This window comes from Inquilinus sp. YAF38, from assembly GCF_052113205.1.
In the GTDB taxonomy this organism is placed as follows: domain Bacteria; phylum Pseudomonadota; class Alphaproteobacteria; order DSM-16000; family Inquilinaceae; genus Inquilinus.
This window is the reverse complement of the sequence record NZ_JBFRCU010000119.1, coordinates 1-19,235: the sequence shown is the minus strand read 5'-3', so window position 1 is coordinate 19,235 and position 19,235 is coordinate 1. Positions and strand designations below refer to the sequence as shown.

The 19,235-nt window shown below is 71.7% G+C and carries 14 protein-coding genes; 10 read left to right on the top strand and 4 right to left on the bottom strand.

What is annotated here, in order from left to right; genetic code table 11:
• From AB4Z01_RS32880 to AB4Z01_RS32845, 8 genes are all read left to right on the top strand, one after another.
• On the top strand, positions 1 to 609 hold a 609-nt coding region (locus tag AB4Z01_RS32880; protein ID WP_441700596.1), incomplete at its 5' end, for a BadF/BadG/BcrA/BcrD ATPase family protein.
• 315 nt (positions 610 to 924) lie between these two features.
• Positions 925 to 1,800, top strand: coding sequence for a fumarylacetoacetate hydrolase family protein (locus AB4Z01_RS32875; protein ID WP_441700594.1), 876 nt, complete (start codon positions 925 to 927; stop codon positions 1,798 to 1,800).
• 5 nt (positions 1,801 to 1,805) lie between these two features.
• Complete coding sequence (locus AB4Z01_RS32870; protein ID WP_441700592.1) at positions 1,806 to 2,312, top strand: ABC transporter ATP-binding protein; 507 nt, start codon at positions 1,806 to 1,808, stop codon at positions 2,310 to 2,312.
• On the top strand, positions 2,237 to 2,806 hold the full coding sequence (locus AB4Z01_RS32865) for an ABC transporter ATP-binding protein (protein ID WP_441700591.1): 570 nt from the start codon (positions 2,237 to 2,239) through the stop codon (positions 2,804 to 2,806). Before AB4Z01_RS32870 ends, AB4Z01_RS32865 begins: the two co-directional genes overlap by 76 nt.
• 11 nt (positions 2,807 to 2,817) lie before the next feature.
• Entirely contained in the window at positions 2,818 to 3,693 is an 876-nt protein-coding gene (locus AB4Z01_RS32860; RefSeq protein ID WP_441700589.1) for an ABC transporter permease, read from the top strand.
• Positions 3,690 to 4,535 carry an ABC transporter permease gene (locus AB4Z01_RS32855; RefSeq protein ID WP_441700587.1) on the top strand — a complete coding sequence of 282 codons (846 nt, stop codon included), beginning with the start codon at positions 3,690 to 3,692 and terminating at the stop codon, positions 4,533 to 4,535. The genes AB4Z01_RS32860 and AB4Z01_RS32855 overlap by 4 nt, the downstream gene beginning before the upstream one ends.
• 47 nt (positions 4,536 to 4,582) lie before the next feature.
• A complete protein-coding gene (locus AB4Z01_RS32850) occupies positions 4,583 to 5,614 on the top strand; it encodes an extracellular solute-binding protein (protein ID WP_441700585.1) in 1,032 nt (343 codons plus the stop codon).
• Between the two features lie 152 nt (positions 5,615 to 5,766).
• Positions 5,767 to 6,888 (top strand): M20 family metallopeptidase, encoded by a 1,122-nt coding sequence (locus tag AB4Z01_RS32845; RefSeq protein WP_441700584.1) that lies wholly within the window; start codon positions 5,767 to 5,769, stop codon positions 6,886 to 6,888.
• A gap of 217 nt (positions 6,889 to 7,105) precedes the next feature.
• Here the strand turns inward: AB4Z01_RS32845 and AB4Z01_RS32840 are convergent, their stop codons facing one another.
• Positions 7,106 to 7,861 carry a GntR family transcriptional regulator gene (locus AB4Z01_RS32840; RefSeq protein WP_441700582.1) on the bottom strand — a complete coding sequence of 252 codons (756 nt, stop codon included), beginning with the start codon at positions 7,859 to 7,861 and terminating at the stop codon, positions 7,106 to 7,108.
• Positions 7,862 to 7,996: 135 nt separating this feature from the next.
• On the opposite strand from AB4Z01_RS32840, the gene AB4Z01_RS32835 reads away from it, so the two are divergent.
• Complete coding sequence (locus AB4Z01_RS32835; protein WP_441700580.1) at positions 7,997 to 9,277, top strand: amidohydrolase family protein; 1,281 nt, start codon at positions 7,997 to 7,999, stop codon at positions 9,275 to 9,277.
• Positions 9,278 to 9,279: 2 nt separating this feature from the next.
• Positions 9,280 to 9,813 carry a DUF5943 domain-containing protein gene (locus tag AB4Z01_RS32830; protein WP_441700578.1) on the top strand — a complete coding sequence of 178 codons (534 nt, stop codon included), beginning with the start codon at positions 9,280 to 9,282 and terminating at the stop codon, positions 9,811 to 9,813.
• Between the two features lie 29 nt (positions 9,814 to 9,842).
• Here the strand turns inward: AB4Z01_RS32830 and AB4Z01_RS32825 are convergent, their stop codons facing one another.
• From AB4Z01_RS32825 to AB4Z01_RS32815, 3 genes are all read right to left on the bottom strand, one after another.
• A complete protein-coding gene (locus AB4Z01_RS32825; RefSeq protein ID WP_441700576.1) occupies positions 9,843 to 12,125 on the bottom strand; it encodes a transglycosylase domain-containing protein in 2,283 nt (760 codons plus the stop codon).
• Between the two features lie 11 nt (positions 12,126 to 12,136).
• On the bottom strand, positions 12,137 to 17,884 hold the full coding sequence (locus AB4Z01_RS32820) for an alpha-2-macroglobulin family protein (protein WP_441700574.1): 5,748 nt from the start codon (positions 17,882 to 17,884) through the stop codon (positions 12,137 to 12,139).
• The coding region (locus AB4Z01_RS32815; RefSeq protein WP_441700573.1) for a hypothetical protein at positions 17,884 to 19,235 on the bottom strand (1,352 nt) is incomplete at its 5' end. The genes AB4Z01_RS32820 and AB4Z01_RS32815, both read right to left, overlap by 1 nt.

Below are 19,235 nucleotides of genomic sequence, written 5' to 3'. Positions count from 1 at the left end.
GTGGTCAACGACGCCGCGCTGATCGTGCCCGCGGCCGGGCTGGCCGAGGGCATCGGCATCATCGCCGGCACCGGCGCGATCGGCGTCGGCGCCGATGCCGCCGGCGCGTTCCTGACCGCCGGCGGCTGGGGCTCGATCATCGGCGACGAGGGCAGCGCCGCCGGGCTGGTGCGCGAGGCCGCGCGGGCGGCGCTGCGCGGCCATGACCAGGGCCGGCCCGATGACGGGCTGCTGGGCGGCCTGCTCGCCGCCTTCGGCGTCGCCGATGCCGAGCGCCTGGCCCGCCGCGTCAATGACGACCCGACGGTGGAGAACTGGGCGCCGCATGCCAGCGCCGTCTTTGCCGCCGCCGATGCCGGCTCGGCCCTGGCTGGGGCGGTGATCGCCGACGGCGCCCGGCACCTGGTCGACCTAGTGGCGCAGCTGCGCGGCCGCGGCGCCGCCGGGTCGGCGGTGGTGGTGGCCGGCAGCGTCATCGTCAACCAGCMGCGCTTGCTCGACGCTGTCCGCGCCGGCCTCGCCGGCCGCCTGCCGGGCCTCGCTTTGCACGTGCTGCAGGCCCCGCCGGTCGAAGGCGCCGTCCTGCTGGCCCGCCGACGGCTGGGCTGACCCGGCCGGGCGCTTCGCCGCGTCGACGTTAGAGCGCGTGGCCTCTTCCGCCTGCGGGGCCTTTTCAGAATTCCCAACACCGTCATTGCGAGCGCAGCGAAGCAATCCAGGGACCGCACGTACCGGCCCCTGGATTGCTTCGTCGGCTTCGCCTCCTCGCAATGACGGCGAGGGATGGTGTTGTGAAAAGGTGTCCAGCCCCACGATCTCATTTTCAGCAGAAAAATATATTATTTTGACAACTATACTTTCCGCTCCTACCGTTTGCCCATGAGCCGGCCGCTGAAGGCCGGCCGGGCGTACGGGGGGCTTGGAATGCGGTTTGTGGCTTTTGACGAGCAGGGCGTGGGCGGGCTGGCGGTCGCGGCGTCGGACGGCGGATATCGCGGGCTGCGCGCGGACGATCCCGGCCTCCCCGGCACCCTGGCCGCGCTGGTTGCGGCGGGGCAGGGAGCGCTGCACGCCGCGGCCGACCGGCTGTTGCGCCAGGGCCGGCCGGTCGACCTCGATGCGGTGACGGTGCTGCCGCCGCTGCCAGCGCCCGGCAAGATCATCTGCGTCGGGCTGAACTACGTCGACCATTCGCTCGAAAGCGGCTTCCAGCCGCCGCCGGTGCCGACCATCTTCCTGCGCGTCGCCTCGACCCTGGTCGGGCACGGCGCGCCGATCCTGCGGCCGACGGTGTCGGAGCAGCTGGATTACGAGGGTGAGATGGTGGCGGTGATCGGCAAGGCCGGCCGCCACATCCCGGCCGAACGGGCGCTGGACCACGTCATCGGCTATTCGGTGTTCAACGAAGGCTCGGTGCGCGACTGGCAGTCCAAGGGCCCGCAATGGACCCTGGGCAAGAATTTCGACGCCACCGGCGCCTTCGGCCCGGCCTTCGTCACCGCGGACGAGCTGCCGCCCGGCGGCAAGGGGCTGCGTATCGAGACCCGGCTGAACGGCCGGGTGGTGCAGAGCGCATCGACCGACGACATGATCTTCGACGTGCCGGCGATCATCGCCTTCGTCACCCAGGCGATGACGCTGCAGCCGGGCGACATCATCGTCAGCGGCACGCCCGCCGGGGTCGGCATGGCACGCAAGCCGCAGCTGTTCATGAAGCCGGGCGATGTCTGCGAGGTCGAGCTGGAGCGCGTCGGCCTGCTGCGGAATCCGATCCGGGCCGAAGTCCTGGAAGCAGGCTGACGGCGATGATCGACCTGCACGACATCTCCAAGAGCTTCGCCGGCAAGGATATCGGCACCGTCCACGCGCTGAAATCCTTGGACCTGTCGATCGGCGGCACCGAGTTCTTCACCCTGCTGGGCCCGTCCGGCTGCGGCAAGACCACCCTGCTGCGGCTGATCGGCGGCTTCGAGGCGCCCAGCACCGGCACGATCCGGATCGACGGCGCCGACGTCGCCGCCCTGCCGCCGCAGCAGCGGCCGGTGAACACGGTGTTTCAGAGCTATGCCCTGTTCCCGCACATGACCATCGGCGACAACGTCGCCTTCGGCTTGCGCATGCTGGGCCGGCCGGAGGCGGAGATCGCGTCGCGGGTCGCGGCGGCGCTGGAGATGGTGCGGCTGGCGGCTATGCCGGGCGCCGGCCGTCGCAGCTGTCCGGCGGCCAGCAGCAGCGCGTGGCGCTCGCCCGCGCTTTGGCACCGCAACCGCGCGTGCTGCTGCTGGACGAGCCACTGTCGGCGCTGGACCTGAAGCTGCGCCGCGAGATGCAGGGCGAGCTGAAGCGGCTGCAGCGCGAGACCGGCATCACCTTTGTCCTGGTGACCCACGACCAGGAGGAGGCGCTGGCGATGTCCGACCGGATCGCGGTGATGCATGACGGCCACCTGTTGCAGGTCGGCCGGCCGACCGAGATCTACCACGAGCCGAACTGCCGCTTCGTCGCCGGTTTCATCGGCGAGGCCAACCTGATCCCCGGCGATGTGCTGGGCCGCGACTCCGGCCTGACCATCGCCGTGCGGCCGGAGCGGGTGACGCTGGGCCGGGCCAACGGCCATGCCGCCGGCCGCGTGCGGGGCAACGTCGCCGCCATGACCTTCCTCGGCCTCGACACCCTCTACGAGATCGAGCTGCCCGGGGCGGTCGGCATCCGCGCCCGAGTCCGCGACCTCCGGGGCGATTTTGCGACGGGCGACGCGGTCGATCTCGACTGGCCGCCCGAGGCCGAACGCGCTTTGGTGCATTGACGGGGACGGGCATGAAGCTGTCGCGCACCCTGCTGCTGATCGCCCCGGCCGCCCTGGTCATCGGCATCTTCATGCTGATCCCGATGGCGATCGCCGTGGCCTATTCCTTCATGACGGCTGGGGCCTATGGCGGGGTCACGCCGCCATTCAGTCTCGATGGCTACATCCAGTTCCTGTACCAGCGCGACTTCGACGACAGCCTGGTGTTCTCGACCGACTACATCGTCATCATCCTGCGGTCGCTGTGGCTCGCCATCGCCACCACGGCGATCTGTCTGGCGCTGGCCCTGCCGATCGCCTGGTACGTGGTTTGCCAGGGTGAGGCGCGGCGGCGGGTGCTGCTGTTCGTGGTCACCCTGCCGTTCTGGATCAACACGCTGATCCGCACCTATTGCTGGATCCTGATCCTGCGCGACGAGGGCGTGGCCAACCAGGCGCTGCGCGGCCTGGGCGTGATCGGCCAGCCGCTGCCGCTGCTGTACAATGACGGCGCCATCCTGCTGGGCCTCGTCTACACCTTCCTGCCCTTCATGGTGTTGCCGATCTATTCGACGCTGGAGCGGCTGGACCCGCGGCTGGTCGAGGCTGCCTACGACCTCTATGCCGACCGCATGGCGGTGTTCCGCCGCATCGTCTGGCCGCTGGCCCGGCCGGGCGCCATGGTCGGGTCGACCCTGGTCTTCGCCCCGGCCCTCGGCTCCTTCCTGGCGCCCGACCTGCTGGGCGGCGGCAAGACGCTGCTGATCGGCAGCCTGATCCAGATGCAGTTCACCTCGTCGCGCAACTGGCCGTTCGGCGCCGCGCTGTCGACCGCCATCACCGTCGTGATTCTTGTGGTGCTGCTGCTGCAGACCCGCCGGACCCGGATGCGGGAGCTGCGGCCATGACCGTGTCCTCCGTCGCCGCCCCGCTGCCCGCCCGGCGCACCAAGGTGCGGCCCTTCGACTGGCGCCGGACGCCGGGGCTGGGCGCTTACGTCGCCCTGATGGTGGCCTTTCTCTACGCGCCGCTGCTGGTGCTGGTGGTCTACGCCTTCAACAGCAGCAGCATGGTCACGGTCTGGCAGGGCTTCAGCCTGCGCTGGTTCGCCCGGGTGGCGGAGAATGACGACATCCGCAACGCGGCGCTGAACAGCCTGGTGATCGCCGTGGTCGCCACCATCGCCGCCACCGTCATCGCCGTCACCGGCGCCCTGGCGCTGGAGCGGGGCCGCCGCTTCGCCGGCCGCGGCGCCGTCACCCTGATGATCGCCCTGCCGCTGGTGGTGCCGGAGATCATCGTCGCCATCGCCACGCTGGTGTTCTTCTCCGCCATCGGCATGCGCAACGGGCTGGTCAACCTGATGATCGCCCACACCGTATTCTGCATCCCCTTCGCCATCCTGCCGGTGCAGGCCCGGCTGCGCGAGATGGGGCATGCGCTGGAGGAGGCGGCGCGCGACCTCTACGCCAGCGAATGGCAGCTGTTCCGCCGCATCACCCTGCCGCTGCTAGCCCCGGCCATCGCCTCCGGCGCGATCATGGCCTTCGTCGTCTCGCTCGACGATTTCCTGATCAGCATGATGGTCTCCAGCGCCGGCTCCACCACGCTGCCGGTCTATGTCTACGGCATGATGCGCCTCGGCGTGACGCCCGAGGTCAATGCCATCTCCACCATCCTGCTCGCCGTTTCGCTGGTCTTCGTCGGCGCCGCGCTGCTGCTCGGCCGCCGGCATCGACGTGCGGGGTAGGGGCGCGCGGGGTGACAAGGGACTTCAATCAAACAGGGAGAACAAAGATGAAGAACTGGGCATCGATGCTGGCCGGCACCGCTCTGGCGCTGGTCCTGCCGGCCGCGGCGCAGGCGGCGGGTGAGCTGCACCTCTACAACTGGACCGACTACACCGCGCCGGAGCTGATCGCGAAGTTCGAGAAGGAGACCGGCATCAAGGTCTCGATCGACACCTATGACTCGAACGAGACGGCGCTGGCCAAGCTGACCTCCGGCGCCTCGGGCTACGATCTGATCGTGGTCAGCAACGACTTCGTGCCGATCTTCGTGCAGCAGGGGCTGTTCGAGGCGGTGGATGTCGCCGCCATGGCGAACTTCAAGAACCTCGATCCGGAATGGCAGAAACGGTCCTGGGACCCGGACGCCAAGTACAGCGTGCCCTGGGTCTGGGGCACCACCTCCTATTCGGTCGACACCGCAGTCTACAAAGGCCCGCATGACAGCCTCAAGCTGCTGTTCGAGCCGCCGCCGGAGCTGCAGGGCAAGATCGGTATGTTCGGGTCGCCCAGCGAGGTGATGTCGCTGGCGCTGGTCTATCTCGGCAAGGCGCAATGCAACACCGACCCGGCCGATTTGAAGGCGGTGGACGCGCTGCTCGAGGCGCAGAAGCCCTTCGTCAAGGTCTACAACTCCGACGGCACGGTCGAGCGCCAGGTGTCGGGTGAGACCGCGATGCACCAGCAATGGTCCGGCAAGGCCGAGGCGACTCGCCAGCAGAAATCGACCGTGACCTATGTCTATCCGAAGGAGGGCGTGGTCGGCTGGATGGACAATGTCGCCGTGCCGAAGGGCGCGCCGAACCTGGAGAACGCCAAGGCGTTCCTGAACTTCCTGATGGACCCGCAGAACATCGCCCTGCAATCGGCCTTCTCCGGCTACCAGACCGCGGTGACCGGCTCCAACAAGCTGCTGTCGGCGGAGCTGGGCTCCTCCCCCGAGTTCAACCCGCCCAAGAACCTCAAAATCACCTTCGCCCCCGCCTGCCCGGAGAAGGCGACCCGGGCCTATGATCGGATCTGGACCCGGCTCCGGCAGTAAGCTGGTCGCGCCTGTTCTCTTCCACTGTCATCCTCGGGCTTGACCCGAGGATCCAGGGGCCACCAAGAACCGTTCTGGAAGCCCCTGGATTGCCGGGTCAAGCCCGGCAATGACAGATTGGGGGAGCCCTGCCCGCTGACGAGGCCTGAACAATGACTGTGTCTTCCGCCGTCGCGCTGACGCGCGACCTGGTCCGGCTGCGGTCGATCAACCCGCCGGGCGGCGAGCAGCCTTGCGTCGAGCTGGCGGGCCGGGTGCTGGAGGCGGCGGGCTTCGCGGTCGCGGTCCACCCGATGGGCGAGGGCCGGATCAATGTCGTCGCCACGCTGGACGGCGAGGGCGCGCCGCTGTGCTTCACCGGCCATCTCGACACCGTGCCGCTGGGCGCCGCGCCCTGGACCCGCGATCCCCTCGCCGCCGAGATCGACGGCGACCGGCTGTACGGCCGCGGCTCCAGCGACATGAAGGCCGGCGTCGCCGCCATGGTGGCGGCGGCAGTCGACCTCGCCCGGCTGCCCGGCCGCCGCGCCGGCCTCGCTTTGGTGCTGACGGCGGGGGAGGAGACCGGCTGCGACGGCGCCCGCCATCTGGCCGGAATCGCCGGCGCCCTGCCGCAGGCCGGTGCGCTGCTGGTGGGCGAGCCGACCGCCAACCTGCCGATGATCGGCCATCGTGGCGCGCTGTGGCTGCGGGCCGCCTTCCACGGCGTCACCGCCCATGGCTCGATGCCGGAGCAGGGCGACAACGCCGTCTACAAGGCCGCGCGCGGCGTGCTGCGCCTGGCCGAGCACAGCTTCGACGCCCAGCCCCACGTCCATCTCGGCGGGCCGTCGATCAATGTCGGCACCTTCCAGGGCGGGCTGAACGTCAATTCGGTGCCCGACCGGGCCGAGGTGCAGATCGACATCCGCACCGTCCCGGGCCAGTCGAACGACGCCATCCGCCGCGAGGTCGCGGCGGTGCTGGGCGAGGGGGCGGAGCTGTCGCGCATCGTCGATGTCGGTGCCGTCGCCACCAGCCCGCAGGACGAATGGGTCAGCGGCGTGTTCGACCTGTGCGAGCGCGCGGCCGGCCGGCGCATCGACCCGAAGGGCGCCGCCTTCTTCACCGACGCCTCGGTGCTGGCGCCGGCGATGGGCGGCATCCCGGTGGTGATCCTCGGCCCCGGCGAGCCGACCATGGCGCACAAGACCGACGAATACTGCCTGGTCTCGAAGATCGAGGCCGCGGTCGGGCTCTATGTTGAGATCGGCCGGCAATGGATGGGGGTGTGAGGCCTTCCAACCAAGGGCGCTCAATCAGCAAACCACTCTCCCCCTCCCCTTGCGGGAGGGGGTAGGGGGAGGGGTTCTCTCGGTTTGGAGCGGCGTTGGATTGCCGATGCGGCGGTTTTTACGCTGCAGAGGTGTCGCCAGTCGCGCGCGGACCCCTCCCCCATACCCCCTCCCGCAAGGGGAGGGGGAGAGAATAAAGGGCAGGCCTCGAAGCCTGCTACCCCTCCACCTCCTCGACCATCCGCATCTCGTCGCTGGCGGCGGCGGAGAGCAGGATGGTGGCGGTGGCCTGCAGATGGGCGGCCAGCAGCGACGCGGCGGCCTCGGCGTCGCGGTCCAGCGTCGCCGTGACGATCTGCTGGTGCTCCTGCTCGATGTTGCGGGTGCTGCGGGTCAGCGGCACCGAGATCCGGCGGTAGCGCTCGCTCTGGTCGTAGAGCTGGCCGCGCAGCCGCATCAGCCAGGCGCTGTCGCAGCCCTCGACCAAAGCGCGGTGGAAGGCGGCATGCGCCTCCGCCCAGTCGTCATTGATCCGCTCCGGGTCGCCGGGGTCGCGCTCCGGCGTGCGCGACAGCCGGTGGGTGGCGGCCACCAGCTTCGATTCCCAATGCACGTCGCCGAGGCGGATGGCGCGGCGCAGGCACAGCGTCTCCAGCTCGATCCGCGCATTGGTCAGGTCCTGCAGGTCGGCGGCGGAGATCGGCGCGGCGCGGAAGCCGCGCTGCGGCTCGGCCACCACCAGCCCCTCCGAGGTCAGGCGCGACAGCGCCTCGCGGATCGCACCCAGGCTGACGGCGAGGCGCCCGCACAGCTCCTGGATCTTCAGCCGGCTGCCGGGAAGGATGCGGCAGGACAGCAGGTCCGCACGCAGGGCCTCATAGGCGCCTTGGGTCCGATTGAGCGTGGGGTCTCGGGCCATGATGCCTTGTGCTTGGGGCGCCTCGAGCGGCGCCTCCGGATTGGACGTCGTCATCCTGGATTATCGAAGCCGATCCGGCACGGGTCAATAAAATATATTATCCGTTGACTGATATATGGATGGAAGGCATCGTCCCAGGAAAGCCGGACCCGCCGGCCGCGCATCAATACAGAAGACAGGGGAGCCGCGATGAACAGGGTCATCTTCCGCAACGCCATGGTCTGGGACGGCAGCGGGGCCGACGCGTTTCCGGGCGACGTCCTGGTCGAGGGCAGCCGCATCCGCAGCGTCGCCCGCACCCCCGGCCAGCTGGTGGCCGACGGCGCCCAGTCGATCGACTGCCAGGGGCGGACGCTGATGCCGGGGCTGGTCGAGGGCCACGCCCACATCTCCTTCGGCGGTGCCATCAACGACAGCGACCTCGGCAACATCCCGCCCGAGGAGCACGTCCTCCTGACCATGCGCAACGCCAAGACGCTGCTGGACCACGGCTTCACCAGCGCCTACAGCGCCGCCACCTCAAAGCTGCGGCTGGACGTCGTCATCCGTAACGAGATCGAGGCCGGCCGCCTGCCCGGCCCCCGCATTCGCGCCGGCAGCCCGGAGATCACGGTCACCGGCGGCCTCGGCGACGAGCGCAAGCAGCACATGTACTATGAGAGCTTCGGCATGATTGCCGACGGGCCGGAGGAGATCGCCCGCGCCGTGCGGCTGTGCTGCCGCGAGGGCGTCGACAACATCAAGATCAACATCTCGGGCGACGACCTCGGGCCGAAGGCCGGCGGCGGCGCCACGGTGATGCGCGAGGACGAGGTCCGCATGGCGGTCCAGGTGGCGCGCGACTTCGGCAAGAAGATCAACTGCCACGCCCGCGCGGCGGAATCGGTCAAGCGCGCGGTGCGCTGCGGCGTCGACGTGATCTATCACTGCGAATCCGCCGACGAGGAAGCGATCGACATGCTGGAAGCGGCGAAGGACCGGATCTTCGTCGGCCCGGCGATCGGCATCATCTACGCCACGCTGCATGAGGGCGAGCCGTTCGGCTTCACCCGCGAATTCGCGCTGAACATCGGCATGCAGCGGGTGCTGGACACCAGCCGCGCCGTCTACCAGGAGCTGCGCAAGCGCGGCGTGCGGGTGCTGATCGGCGGCGACTACGGCTTCGCCCAGACGCCGCAGGGCCAGAACGGCCGCGACCTCAAGCATTTCGTCGACCTGCTCGGCTACAGCCCCAGCGAGGCGCTGGTCTGCGGCACCCGGATCGGCGGCGAGGTGATGGGGCTGAAGGGCGAGCTCGGCGAGGTCAAGGACGGCTACATCGCCGACCTGCTGCTGGTCGACGGCGACCCGCTGCAGGATCTCGACATGATGGTGCACGAGAAGAACCTGCTGGTGATCATGAAGGACGGGGCGCTGTACAAGGATTCCTCGGCCGTGCTCAGCCGGTCCCAGGGCGCGGTCGCCGCCTGACCATGGCGGCGCCCGAAGTGCCGATCGACGTCGATCCCGAGACCGGGATCTGGCGCACCGACGACCTGCCGATGGTCTACCTGCCGCGCCACTTTCTGGTGAACAACCACCGGGCGGTGGAGGCGGCGATGGGCATCGAGCCGTACCGCGCGATCCTGCGCCAGGCGACCGAGGTCTCGGCCGTGCACTGGTGCGCGGTCCAGGCCCGCAGCCTGGGGCTGGACCCGGAGCAGACGGTGCGGCGCTATTTCCAGCGGCTGTCGCAGCGCGGCTGGGGGCGGTTCGAGGTCGAGCATCTCGACGCCGCCAGCGGGCAGGGCCGCATCGCCCTGTCCGCCTCGGTCTTCGCCCTGGAAGTCGGCCCGGGGGCGGGGCGGCCGGTCTGCTATATGTTCGAAGGCTTCATGACCGGCGCGCTGCGGCACCTGCTGGGCGATGCCGGGGCAGGGGCCGCGGTGGGCTGCGCGGAGACGCAATGCGCCGCCCAGGGTCATGAGCACTGCCGCTTCGAATTCGGCATCGACCGGCTGGCATGACGGAAACGTGAAGCGACCCGCCGCGCCGCCTATTCCACGACGATCCGCACCGGCCGCGACTCGCCGTCCTGCAGCGGCAGGCGCAGCTGGAAGCGATGCGCGCCGGGCGTCAGCTTCCAGTACACCGTCTCGTCCGGGCGCGCGGTGCGGAACGGCAGCCCGTCGACATACCAGACCACCTGGGTGACGCCGGGCGCCGCCGCGGCCTTCAGCGCCAGCCGGTCGAGCGCCGGCGGCATCTCCGGGTTGCGCCAGATCCGGGCGTTCTGCTCCGGCATCGTGATCGACAGGCGCGGCGGCTCGGCGGTGCCGATCGCCGGCCCATCTTGCCCCGGCCCAGGCGCCCGGGCGACGGCGGGGATCGCGGCCGGCGCGGCGGCGTCAGCCTTGACCCACTCGACCACGCGCTGGCGGCAGAAGTCGGGGGCGGGGCCGCCGGCCGGCACGCACAGCTCGACCGGCTTATAGGCCCGCGGCACCGGGAAGCTGGCGTCCAGCAGGTCGCCGGGCCGGGCGCCGTGCAGCGCCATCAGCACATCATGCGCCAGCTTCGCGGCCGACCCGGCGCCGGCGACCTGGCGCATGGTCCCGGCATCCGGCCGGCCGAACCAGACCCCGACCATGTAGTCCTGCGACCACGCCACCACCCAGGCGTCGCGATAGCCCTGGCTGGTGCCGGTCTTCAGCGCCACCGGGAACGGGAACTCGGTGGTGCCGTAGCGCGGGAAGCTGGGCAGCCGCGCCATCGGGTCGGACAGGAACAGCGTCACCAGCCGGGCGATGTCGGGCGACAGCACCCGGCGCGGCGGCGCCAGCGCCTGGCCGCGGTACCACACCAAGTCGCGCAAGGTCCCGTCATCGGCCAGCGCGCCATAGGCCTGCACCAGCCGATCCAGGCTGGTCGGCAGCGACCCGATCGCCATCGACAGGCCGAAATTCTCCGCCGGCACGTCCAGATCGTGCAGCCCCAGCTCGCGGAAGAAGCGGAAGCCGCTGTCCAGCCCGACCCGGCGCAGCAGATTGGTCGCTGGGATGTTGCGCGAATTGGCCAGCGCCTGGCGCGGCAGCACCGGGCCGAGGAAGGTGCGGTCGGCGTTGGAGATGCCGGACGCGCCCTCGGGCATGTCGGCCATCACGTCGGTCGGGCTCAGCAGGGCGCGCTGCATCGCCAGGGCGTAGATGAAGGGCTTCAGCGTGCTGCCGGGTGACCGCACGGCGCGGCTGAAGTCGATCGACCCGCCATTGGCGCCGCCGTAGCGGGCGCTGCCGACATCGGCCAGTACCTCGCGGCTGTCGCGCCGGGCGACCACCACGGCGACCTGCTGCGCCCCCATCGGGCCCAGCGCCCGCAGCTGGCGCCGCGCCGCCGCCGTCACCGTCTCCTGGATCCCCAGATCCAGCGTGGTGCGCAGTCGCGGGTCGTTGGCGGGCAGGGCCTCGGCGCCGTTCCGCGCGATCATCTGGCGCAGCCGCAGGATGGCGGGCACGGCGTCGGGCCGGCGCGGCACCGGCGGCAGGCGCAGCTCGGCCAGCTGGGTGGTGGCCAGCGCCAGCTCCTGCGGCCCGATCACGCCCTGGTCGGCCAGCTCGTCCAGCGCCCGCTGGCCGCGCTGCTTGGCCCGGGCCAGCCCGTCCGGCCGGCGCGGGTTCATCAGGCTGGGCGCCTGCGGGACGGCGGAGAGCAGGGCGATCTCGGCCCAGCTCAGATCCGCCACCGGCTTGTCGAAATACCAGCGCGCGGCATGGGCGATGCCGTGGCTGCCATTGCCGTAGGGCACCAGCCGCAGGTAATGCGCCAGCAGCGCCTGGCGGTCGTAGCGCTGGGTCAGCACCAGCGCGGTGCCGGCCTCCACCGCCTTGGACCAGAGGTTGCGCGCCGCCGGCCGCTGCATCCGGGCGATCTGCATGGCGATGGTGGAGGCGCCGGACCGCACCCGGCCGCCCTCGAGGTTCTGCCACAGCGCCCGGGCGACGGCGCGCGGGTCGACGCCCGGATGGTCCCAGAAGCGCCGGTCCTCCAGCGCCAGCGTGGCGCGGACGACGCGATCGGGCAGCGGATCGACCGTCCAGTAGCCGTAGTCGACGAAGCGCCTGCCGTCTGCCGCGCGCTCCTCATGGCCGATCTGGGCCAGGAACTCGCCCTGCCGGTCATAGAGGATCGGGGTCGGCGCCGGCGCCTCCAGATGCGCCCGCTGCGCCACCTGCACGGCAAACAGGCCGAACACGGCGAAGCCGAGGGCGATCGCGCACCAGCCGAGCCGGCGCCGCCACCGGCGGCGGGGCGGGAAGGGGGTGTCGAGGGGCAGGGCCATCCTCGCCCGCCCTACGGGCTGACGACGACGCGCTGGCCGGCGCTGGCGCCGTAGATTCCGGCCCGGTACATCATCTCGGCCTCGCCGGGCGGCTGGATGAAGCTGCCCGCCACCTGCGCCCGCAGGCGGAAGCGCAGGGTCAGCGTGCCCTTGTCCAGCCGGTCGTAGAACACCCGCACCTCGTCGTCGCCATAGCTGGCATAGCTCGGCGGCACCGACGGCGCGGCCGAAGGCGCGGCCTCCGCCGGCGCGGTCGCCAGGTTCGGGTTCAGCGGCTCGAACCCGGCCGCGATCGGCAGGCGGATGGCGACCTGGGTGCGGGCCTCGGGGTTGATCAGCTCCGCCACCTCCTCGACCACGTCGCCGGCGGCGACATGGATGGCGCCGTCGCCGCCGGGGTCCAGCCGCTCCAGCGGGCCGGCGGCCGGCACGCGGTACAGCTGCCGGGTCAGGACGAAGCCGTCCTGTACCGGCGCCGCCGCCGATCCCGGCGCCTTCGGCAGCCAGCGGGCGTCGCCCAGGGCCACCACCGGCTGGCCGCCTCGGTTGGTCACGCCGATCGGCCCGGCCTGGTCGATGCGCCAGCGCAGCACCGGCGCGTCGGGCTCCAGCGTCCCGGTCTTGTCGCCGCCGGGCAGCGACGCCACGACGGGCACCGACCCGCTCGGCGCCACCCAGGCCGCGGCGAGGGCCCGCAGCGCCGCCACGTCGGCGTTGGTGCTGCCCCAGCCGGAGCCGTCGCCCAGGCCGATCAGCCCGGTGCGCAGCTGGCCCAGCAGCGGGTCGTCCGGCGCGGCGCGGGCGACCGCCAGCAGCACCTCGGACAGAGTGCGGGTCTCCGACGGCAGCACCATCGGGCCGGCCGGGCGGTCCTGCAGCCCGGCATAGACCGGCCGGCCGTCGCGCGACAGCAGCCGGACATTGGCCTTGACCTGGTCCAGCAGGCCGGCGACCCGGGCCGGGTCGGCATCCGGCGCCGCGGCGACCACCGCGGTGATCTGCGCCAACGATTCCAGCGGCAGCAGCGAGGCCCGGCGGCTCAGCTCGGCCAGATAGGCCGGGTCCGCGGCGCCGCCCGCGGCCAGGGCCGACAGGGCGGCGACCCGCTCGCGCACCTCCTCGCCGGTGAGGAAGCGCGGATAGTCCGAGCGCAGGGCCTGCTTCAGCACCTGGGCCAGCCGGTCCTTCAGCGCCGGGTCGACGGTCTCGCCCGCCTGCTCGGCCTGCACCACGAAGCTGTAGGCCGCCGCGGTCAGCATCACCGAGCCGCGCGATTTCGGCCAGAACCCGACCAGCCCGTCCTCGTCGGTGGTGCGGATGATGCTCTGGATCGTCTTCTGCACATCGGCCGAGATGCGGTCCTGCAGCCCGGCCGCGGCTAGGACCGGGGCGTAGGGTTTCAGCGCGAGTTCGGCGCTGGCCAGCGCCATCACCTGCTCGGTGCAGCCGAACGGATAGTCGGCCAGGGCGTTCAGCCCGGCGACCAGCCGCACCAAGGCGGGGTCGGCCGCCAGCGCCACCGACGCGGAATAGGAACCGGGGCGGACGTCGCCCGGCGCGGCCAGCAGCTCCTGCGTCGCGCCCGGCGCCAGCTCGACGATCCGGCGCTCACGCAGCGGCGGCCGGTCCGGCCGGATCGGCAGCGCGATCTCGACCGCGTCGCCGGCCTTGTCGGCGTCGCGCTGCAGCAGCAGGCGCAGCTTCGCCGTGTCCTGGCCCGGCGCCGGATCGGGCACCGAGACCGGGAAGCTGATCCGCGCCGGCCGGTTGCCGTCCCAGGCGAAGGCGCGGTCCTTCGACCCCTGCACGGTCAGCCCGTCGACGCTGATGCCGGCGCGGCCGGAGCCGCCCGGGCCCTCGACCACGCGGCCGACCAGCCCGGCGTCGAAGCTGTCGCCCGGCCGCACGAAGCGGGGCAAAGCGGGCTGGGCCACGATCGGCTGGCGCACCTTGACCTCGCCGGTGCCGACACCGAAGCGGTCCGGCCCGCTGGTGACCACGGCGCGGATCTTGTAGACGGTCAGCGTGTCCGGCAGCTTGACCTTGACCTTGGCGGTGCCGTCGGGCCCGACCTGGACATGCGGCAGGTAGATCGGCACCGGGTTGAAGTTGCGGCGGACGGAGATGTTCTCCACACCCCATTCGTCGGTCGCCTCGTCGCCGCCCGGCACCTCCTCCAGCGGGATCACGCCGAAGGCCATGTTGCGGGTGTCGCGCGCCGCCATCTGCGACATGCGGGCGACGATGAACTTCGGCAGCGGGTCCAGCGGCTGCTCCCGGGCCAGGGACAGCACCGCCTGGTCGACCAGCCAGAAGGTGGCCTCGCCCGGCAGCGGCTTGCCCTTCAGGTCGGCCAGGTGCAGCGTCACCTCGATCTCCTGCGCCGGGCGGGCGCTGGCCGGCGCGTCCAGCGTCACCGCCACCTGGTTCTCGACCGGGGTGACCTTGACCCAGGCGGTGGTCGCCAGCGTCACCGGCTTGCCCTGGTCGAACGGCGCCGTGGCGGCCTGGGTCTCGCCCGACAGCCGCCCGCGCATGATCAGGAAATGCACCGCCAGCCGCGGCATCTGGGCCTTGCGCACCGGCACGGCATAGCGGCCGAAGCCGTTGGCGATGTCGACCCAGTCGTAGCGGAACCGGCCTTCCGGCTCCTCCACCACGGCCAAGGCGCGGGCGGTCTGGAACGGGCTCTCGATCACCAGCGTCGCGGTCTCGCCGGGGGCATAGGCATCCTTGTCGGCGGTGACGGTGACGTTCTGCCCCGGCGGGCGCGACCAGGTCACCGGCGTGTCGCCGGCGGCGAACAGGTCGACCTTCACCGACTGGCCGCGGCCGATCCTGTCGGCGGCCTCGACCGAGACGATGTAGACCCCGGCCTCCGGCAAGGCGAAGTGCAGCGCCTGCACATCGGCGGTGGAGGTCACCTTCCGCTCCTCCAGCGTCTCGTCGATCACCTGGGTGACGTATTTGGCCGAGCCCTGGCTGAAGTCGCTGGCCTGCAGCACCGAGTTCCAGTTGCGGTGGATCAGCTTCACCGTCATCTCGACGCCCGGCAGCGGCTTGCCGGCGGCGTCGACCGCCAGGATCTCCGGGTCCAGCGCATCCGCCTTCGGCAGATAGCGCGGCACCTTCAGCCCCAGGGTGAAGGGCGGCAGCGCCACCACATGCTGGGTGCTGCGGATCTGCATGTCGTCGTCGCCGGTGACCGTGGCCTCGACCACGTAGCGGCGCGGCTGGGCGGTCGGCTCGATCGTCGGGTCCAGCGTGATCTGGGCCGACCCGCCGGCATCGGTCTTGCCGTCCTGCTGCAGCACGGGGGTGGAGCGGAACTCGTGCTCGCCCGAGAAGCGGGAGTCGCTGGAGAACTGGAACCCCTCGCGTCCCGGCGGGGTCCAGCTGTAGGGGAACTGCGTCACCCGCCACTTGATCGGGCGGTCGGCCAGCAGGCCGCCAGCGAAGTAGCGGGCCAGCAGCGAGACCTGGAGCTGGCTGTCCAGCGGCGCCGAATCCGGGCCGTTCAGCAGCACCTCGAAGGTCGGAAGCTTGTAGGCCTCCTTCTTGAACGGCACCTGGCCGCATTCGTCGCCATCGGGGTCGACGAAGCGGACGCTGTAATCGCCGGTCGCCGTCGTGATCTCTTCGAAGCGCTGGTAGAAGCCGCCATTGCCGTCCAGCGTCACCGGCATGCGCCATTCTTGATCGTCCGGGCCGTTGACCACGACCTCGCCCTTGCCTTTGGAGAAGGACAGGCCGCCGCCGAGATAGGAGCGGACGAAGCCGCGGATCTCCACCGCCTCCTCCGGCCGATAGATCGGCCGCTCGGTGAAGACATGGCACAGCATCTGCGGCCGCTCGCGCCGCGCCGCGACATCGCCGAAGCCCCAGGCCAGCCAAGGCTCGTCCGGCTTGGTCCAGTTCTCCTGGGCGTATTGCGCCGGGCCGTTCTCCGGCTCCAGCACCAGCGTGTCGGTGCCCTTGGTCACGACGATGCGCCGGATCTCCGGCTCGTCGGCCAAGGCGCCCTTCGGCGTCCAGGCGAAGCCGCCATCGGCCCCGGTGACGCCGCGGGCGAGGGTGACGAATTCTTCGTCGCGCACGCCCTCCAGCCGGATCTCGGCGCCGTCGACCGGCTTGGCGGTGCTCAGCGAGGTGACGGCGAAGCGGATGCGCTGCGGCTCCTCGACCGTCGACAATGTCAGGTCGGTCACCTGCAGCCGCAGCCAGCTCCGGTCGGCGCCGTCGACCGGCCGCAGCCCGACCAGATAGGTGCCGGGCTGGCCGGCGCCGGCGATCTTCGCCAGCAGCGGCTTGAGGTCGAGGCCGAACTTGGCCGAGATGCCGCCGCGCAGCGACGGCAGCGGCAGCAGCTCGGACACGGCGGGCGAGCCCAGCGCGGCGATCCGCTCCGCCATCGCGTCGCGGTCGATCGCCGCCGCATCCTTCCAGGGCGACGGCTCGTTGCCGGCCAGCGGCGGTTCGGTGTCGTCCTGGGTGGTCAAGCCTTCCGCCGGGAACGGCCAGAAGTCGCGGCCCAGCGGGTCGATGCGGTGGATGCGGATGTCGGCCCGGTCGTAGCCATGGCCGCGCAGCGGCACCATCTGCGGGCCGAACCGCTCGCTGATGCCCTGGCCGGCATCCCAGGCCAGGGCCGGCAGGTCGGGCGGGAACACGAAGCGGGCATCGGTGGCGGGGCCGGACAGCGGCCGTCCACGAACATCCTTCAGGCTGCCGGGGTCGATCCGCAGGGTGTAGACCGTGTCGGGCAGGAACCGGCCGGTCAGGGTCAGGTCGCGGCCATCGGGCTCCAGCGCCAGGTCGTCGACCGCCGGGGTGAGGCGGAACACGTCGCGGGCGTGGACCAGATCCAGCGCCTCCGGCTCGTTCGAGAAGCGCAGGCGCAGCCGGCGCTCGCCGGTCGGCTGCGCCTCCTCGCCCTCATAGGCGGCCGGCTGGCTGCAGCGCAGCACGCCGTCCTGCTGGTCCTGCTGGAAGCTGCGGCCGCAGGACGTGTCGGTGACCGTGAACGGCGCGGCGCTGCGCAGCCGCAGCTCGAAGATCGGGTCGTCCAGCCCGGCGGCGTCGGACAGGCGCAGCCGCAGGATCGCCATCCGCCCGTCCGGGATCGGCTGGCGCAGCGTCACGACATAGCCCTGCTGGGCGGTGCGGTCGGCCCGCTCCAGCGCCTTGATGGTGAAGTCCTGCGCCGTCAGCTGCTGGCTGCCCTGGCCGTCAAAGCCGGGCAGGGGTCGCAGCTCGATGGTCAGCAGCCGGGCCAGGGCCTGGATGTCGACCGGGTCGGCGAAGGTCAGGCCGATGGTGTCAAGGTCGGCGATGCCGTCCGCCTGGTCGGCCGGGCTGGTGGCCACCGGCGTCGGCAGCAGCGGCACCAGCTCGGTGGCGTGACCGGCGGAGGTGACGGTGACGCGGCGCAGCGGCTCCCACGGCGCGGCCGGGCGGAACTGCAGCACGCGGGGCCCCAGCCATTGCCACGCGCCGGGCTGGTCCGGCGACAGCGTCGCGTATTTCGCCGGATCGTCCTCCGGCCCGCCGCCGCGCGGGCCGGTGTCGCGGTCGAAGAACACCGTGACCGGGTCCCAGCGGCGCAGGAACCGCTCCGGCACCACCTGGGCGCCGTCGGCGCGTTGGATCTGGTCCAGCGCGGCCGGCGGGGTCGCGGGCGTCTGTGCCGCGGCCGGGACGGCGCCCAGAAAACTCGTGGCCGAGGCGAGCAGGGCGAGGATGAGGGGAAGGCGGGTCATCACTTGCCTCTCGCATTCGTCGCCGGGGCCAGCCCGGCGAGGTCCAGATAGCCGCGGATCACATCCTCGGGCGGCCCGCTCGGCCGGGCCTTGATGCCGACCACCGCCGGCCGCACCAGCGTGACCGGGACGTCGGGCGGCACCTGCGCCTCGATCAGGTAGCGGCCGGGAGCGAGGTGGCGCATCTGCACCACCCCTTCGCCGAGGCTCTTGCCGTCGGCGTCGAGCAGCCGCACCTGGGCCCTGTCGGGCTCGGCCCGGATGCCGATGCCGATGTCGCTGTCCTTCTCGACCGTGAAGCCGAACAGGGCGGTGCCGCCGGATGCCACGGTGACGGCATCGCCGACGCCCTCGGCCAGCGGCACGATCGGCGTCGCCACCAGCTCGATCGAGCCGGACAGCGGCCCGTCCTGCGGCGAGAACAGGCGCAGCAGCGCCGCATCCTGCAGGTAGCGGTGGAACTCGGCGCCGGCCGGGAACAGCTCCGGCGCGTCGCCGTCGGCGGCCAGGATCACCGGCGCCGTGGTGCGGGCGGTCAGCAGTGCGGGCTGCGGCGACTTCACCCGCAGGGTCATGGCCTCGCCGGCCAGCGGCAGGATGCCGGGCAGCGGCGCCTCCTGCAGCTCCGGCTGCGGCCACGGCCCGTATTCGTTCGCCTCCATCCAGGCGGCGACCAGGCCGGCATCGTGGCGCAGCACCACCAGGCCGGGGCCGGTCAGCTGGATCCGGCGGCCGCTGGCGACATGCCCATCGCGGCCGATCACGGTGGCCTCGGCGGCGCCGGCCACGATCAGGCGGTGGCCCGGGCCGGTGCCGTCCGGCAGCGCCAGCAGCACCGTGCCCTCGGCGCCGAAGAAGCGCTTCATCACCGTGTCGGTGGACAGCGCAGGCACGGGCGACGGGTCGGGGATCTGCGCCAGCGAGACCGGCGCGGGCTTGCCACTGGTGTTAACCAGCAGCAGATCGGTCCAGGCGCCGTCCAGCGACCAGCTGGCGGGCGCGTCGCCAGCCCAGGCCGTCTGTGCGTCGTCTGCACCGCGCCAGCCGGCGATGGCGGCGACGCCGGCCGGCAGGTCCAGCCGCAGCCGCTTCGCCCCGACGGGCAGGGTCACCGGCAGGGCGCTGCCCGGGGGCAGCGTCTCGGACAGCCCGGCGTCGGCGCGGCGCTCGGCGGCCAGGGCGAGGTCCAGGCCGGTCAGCTCCAGCCGCAGGGTGCCGGCCCCGTCCGCGTTGCGGATGGTCAGCGGCGCCGTGGCGGCGTTGAGGGCGAAGGCCTCGCCCGGCGCCACGCCCATGCCGAGCCCGGCATCGAGCCCGGGCTGGCCGTCGCCGGAGCGCGCCAGCCAGGCTC

Coding starts and splice junctions, on each gene's coding strand:
- AB4Z01_RS32875 (WP_441700594.1), top strand. CDS start 925: ATGCGGTTTGTGGCTTTTGACGAGCAGGGCGTGGGCGGGCTGGCGGTC.
- AB4Z01_RS32870 (WP_441700592.1), top strand. CDS start 1,806: ATGATCGACCTGCACGACATCTCCAAGAGCTTCGCCGGCAAGGATATC.
- AB4Z01_RS32860 (WP_441700589.1), top strand. CDS start 2,818: ATGAAGCTGTCGCGCACCCTGCTGCTGATCGCCCCGGCCGCCCTGGTC.
- AB4Z01_RS32855 (WP_441700587.1), top strand. CDS start 3,690: ATGACCGTGTCCTCCGTCGCCGCCCCGCTGCCCGCCCGGCGCACCAAG.
- AB4Z01_RS32850 (WP_441700585.1), top strand. CDS start 4,583: ATGAAGAACTGGGCATCGATGCTGGCCGGCACCGCTCTGGCGCTGGTC.
- AB4Z01_RS32845 (WP_441700584.1), top strand. CDS start 5,767: ATGACTGTGTCTTCCGCCGTCGCGCTGACGCGCGACCTGGTCCGGCTG.
- AB4Z01_RS32840 (WP_441700582.1), bottom strand. CDS start 7,861: ATGACGACGTCCAATCCGGAGGCGCCGCTCGAGGCGCCCCAAGCACAA.
- AB4Z01_RS32835 (WP_441700580.1), top strand. CDS start 7,997: ATGAACAGGGTCATCTTCCGCAACGCCATGGTCTGGGACGGCAGCGGG.
- AB4Z01_RS32830 (WP_441700578.1), top strand. CDS start 9,280: ATGGCGGCGCCCGAAGTGCCGATCGACGTCGATCCCGAGACCGGGATC.
- AB4Z01_RS32825 (WP_441700576.1), bottom strand. CDS start 12,125: ATGGCCCTGCCCCTCGACACCCCCTTCCCGCCCCGCCGCCGGTGGCGG.
- AB4Z01_RS32820 (WP_441700574.1), bottom strand. CDS start 17,884: ATGACCCGCCTTCCCCTCATCCTCGCCCTGCTCGCCTCGGCCACGAGT.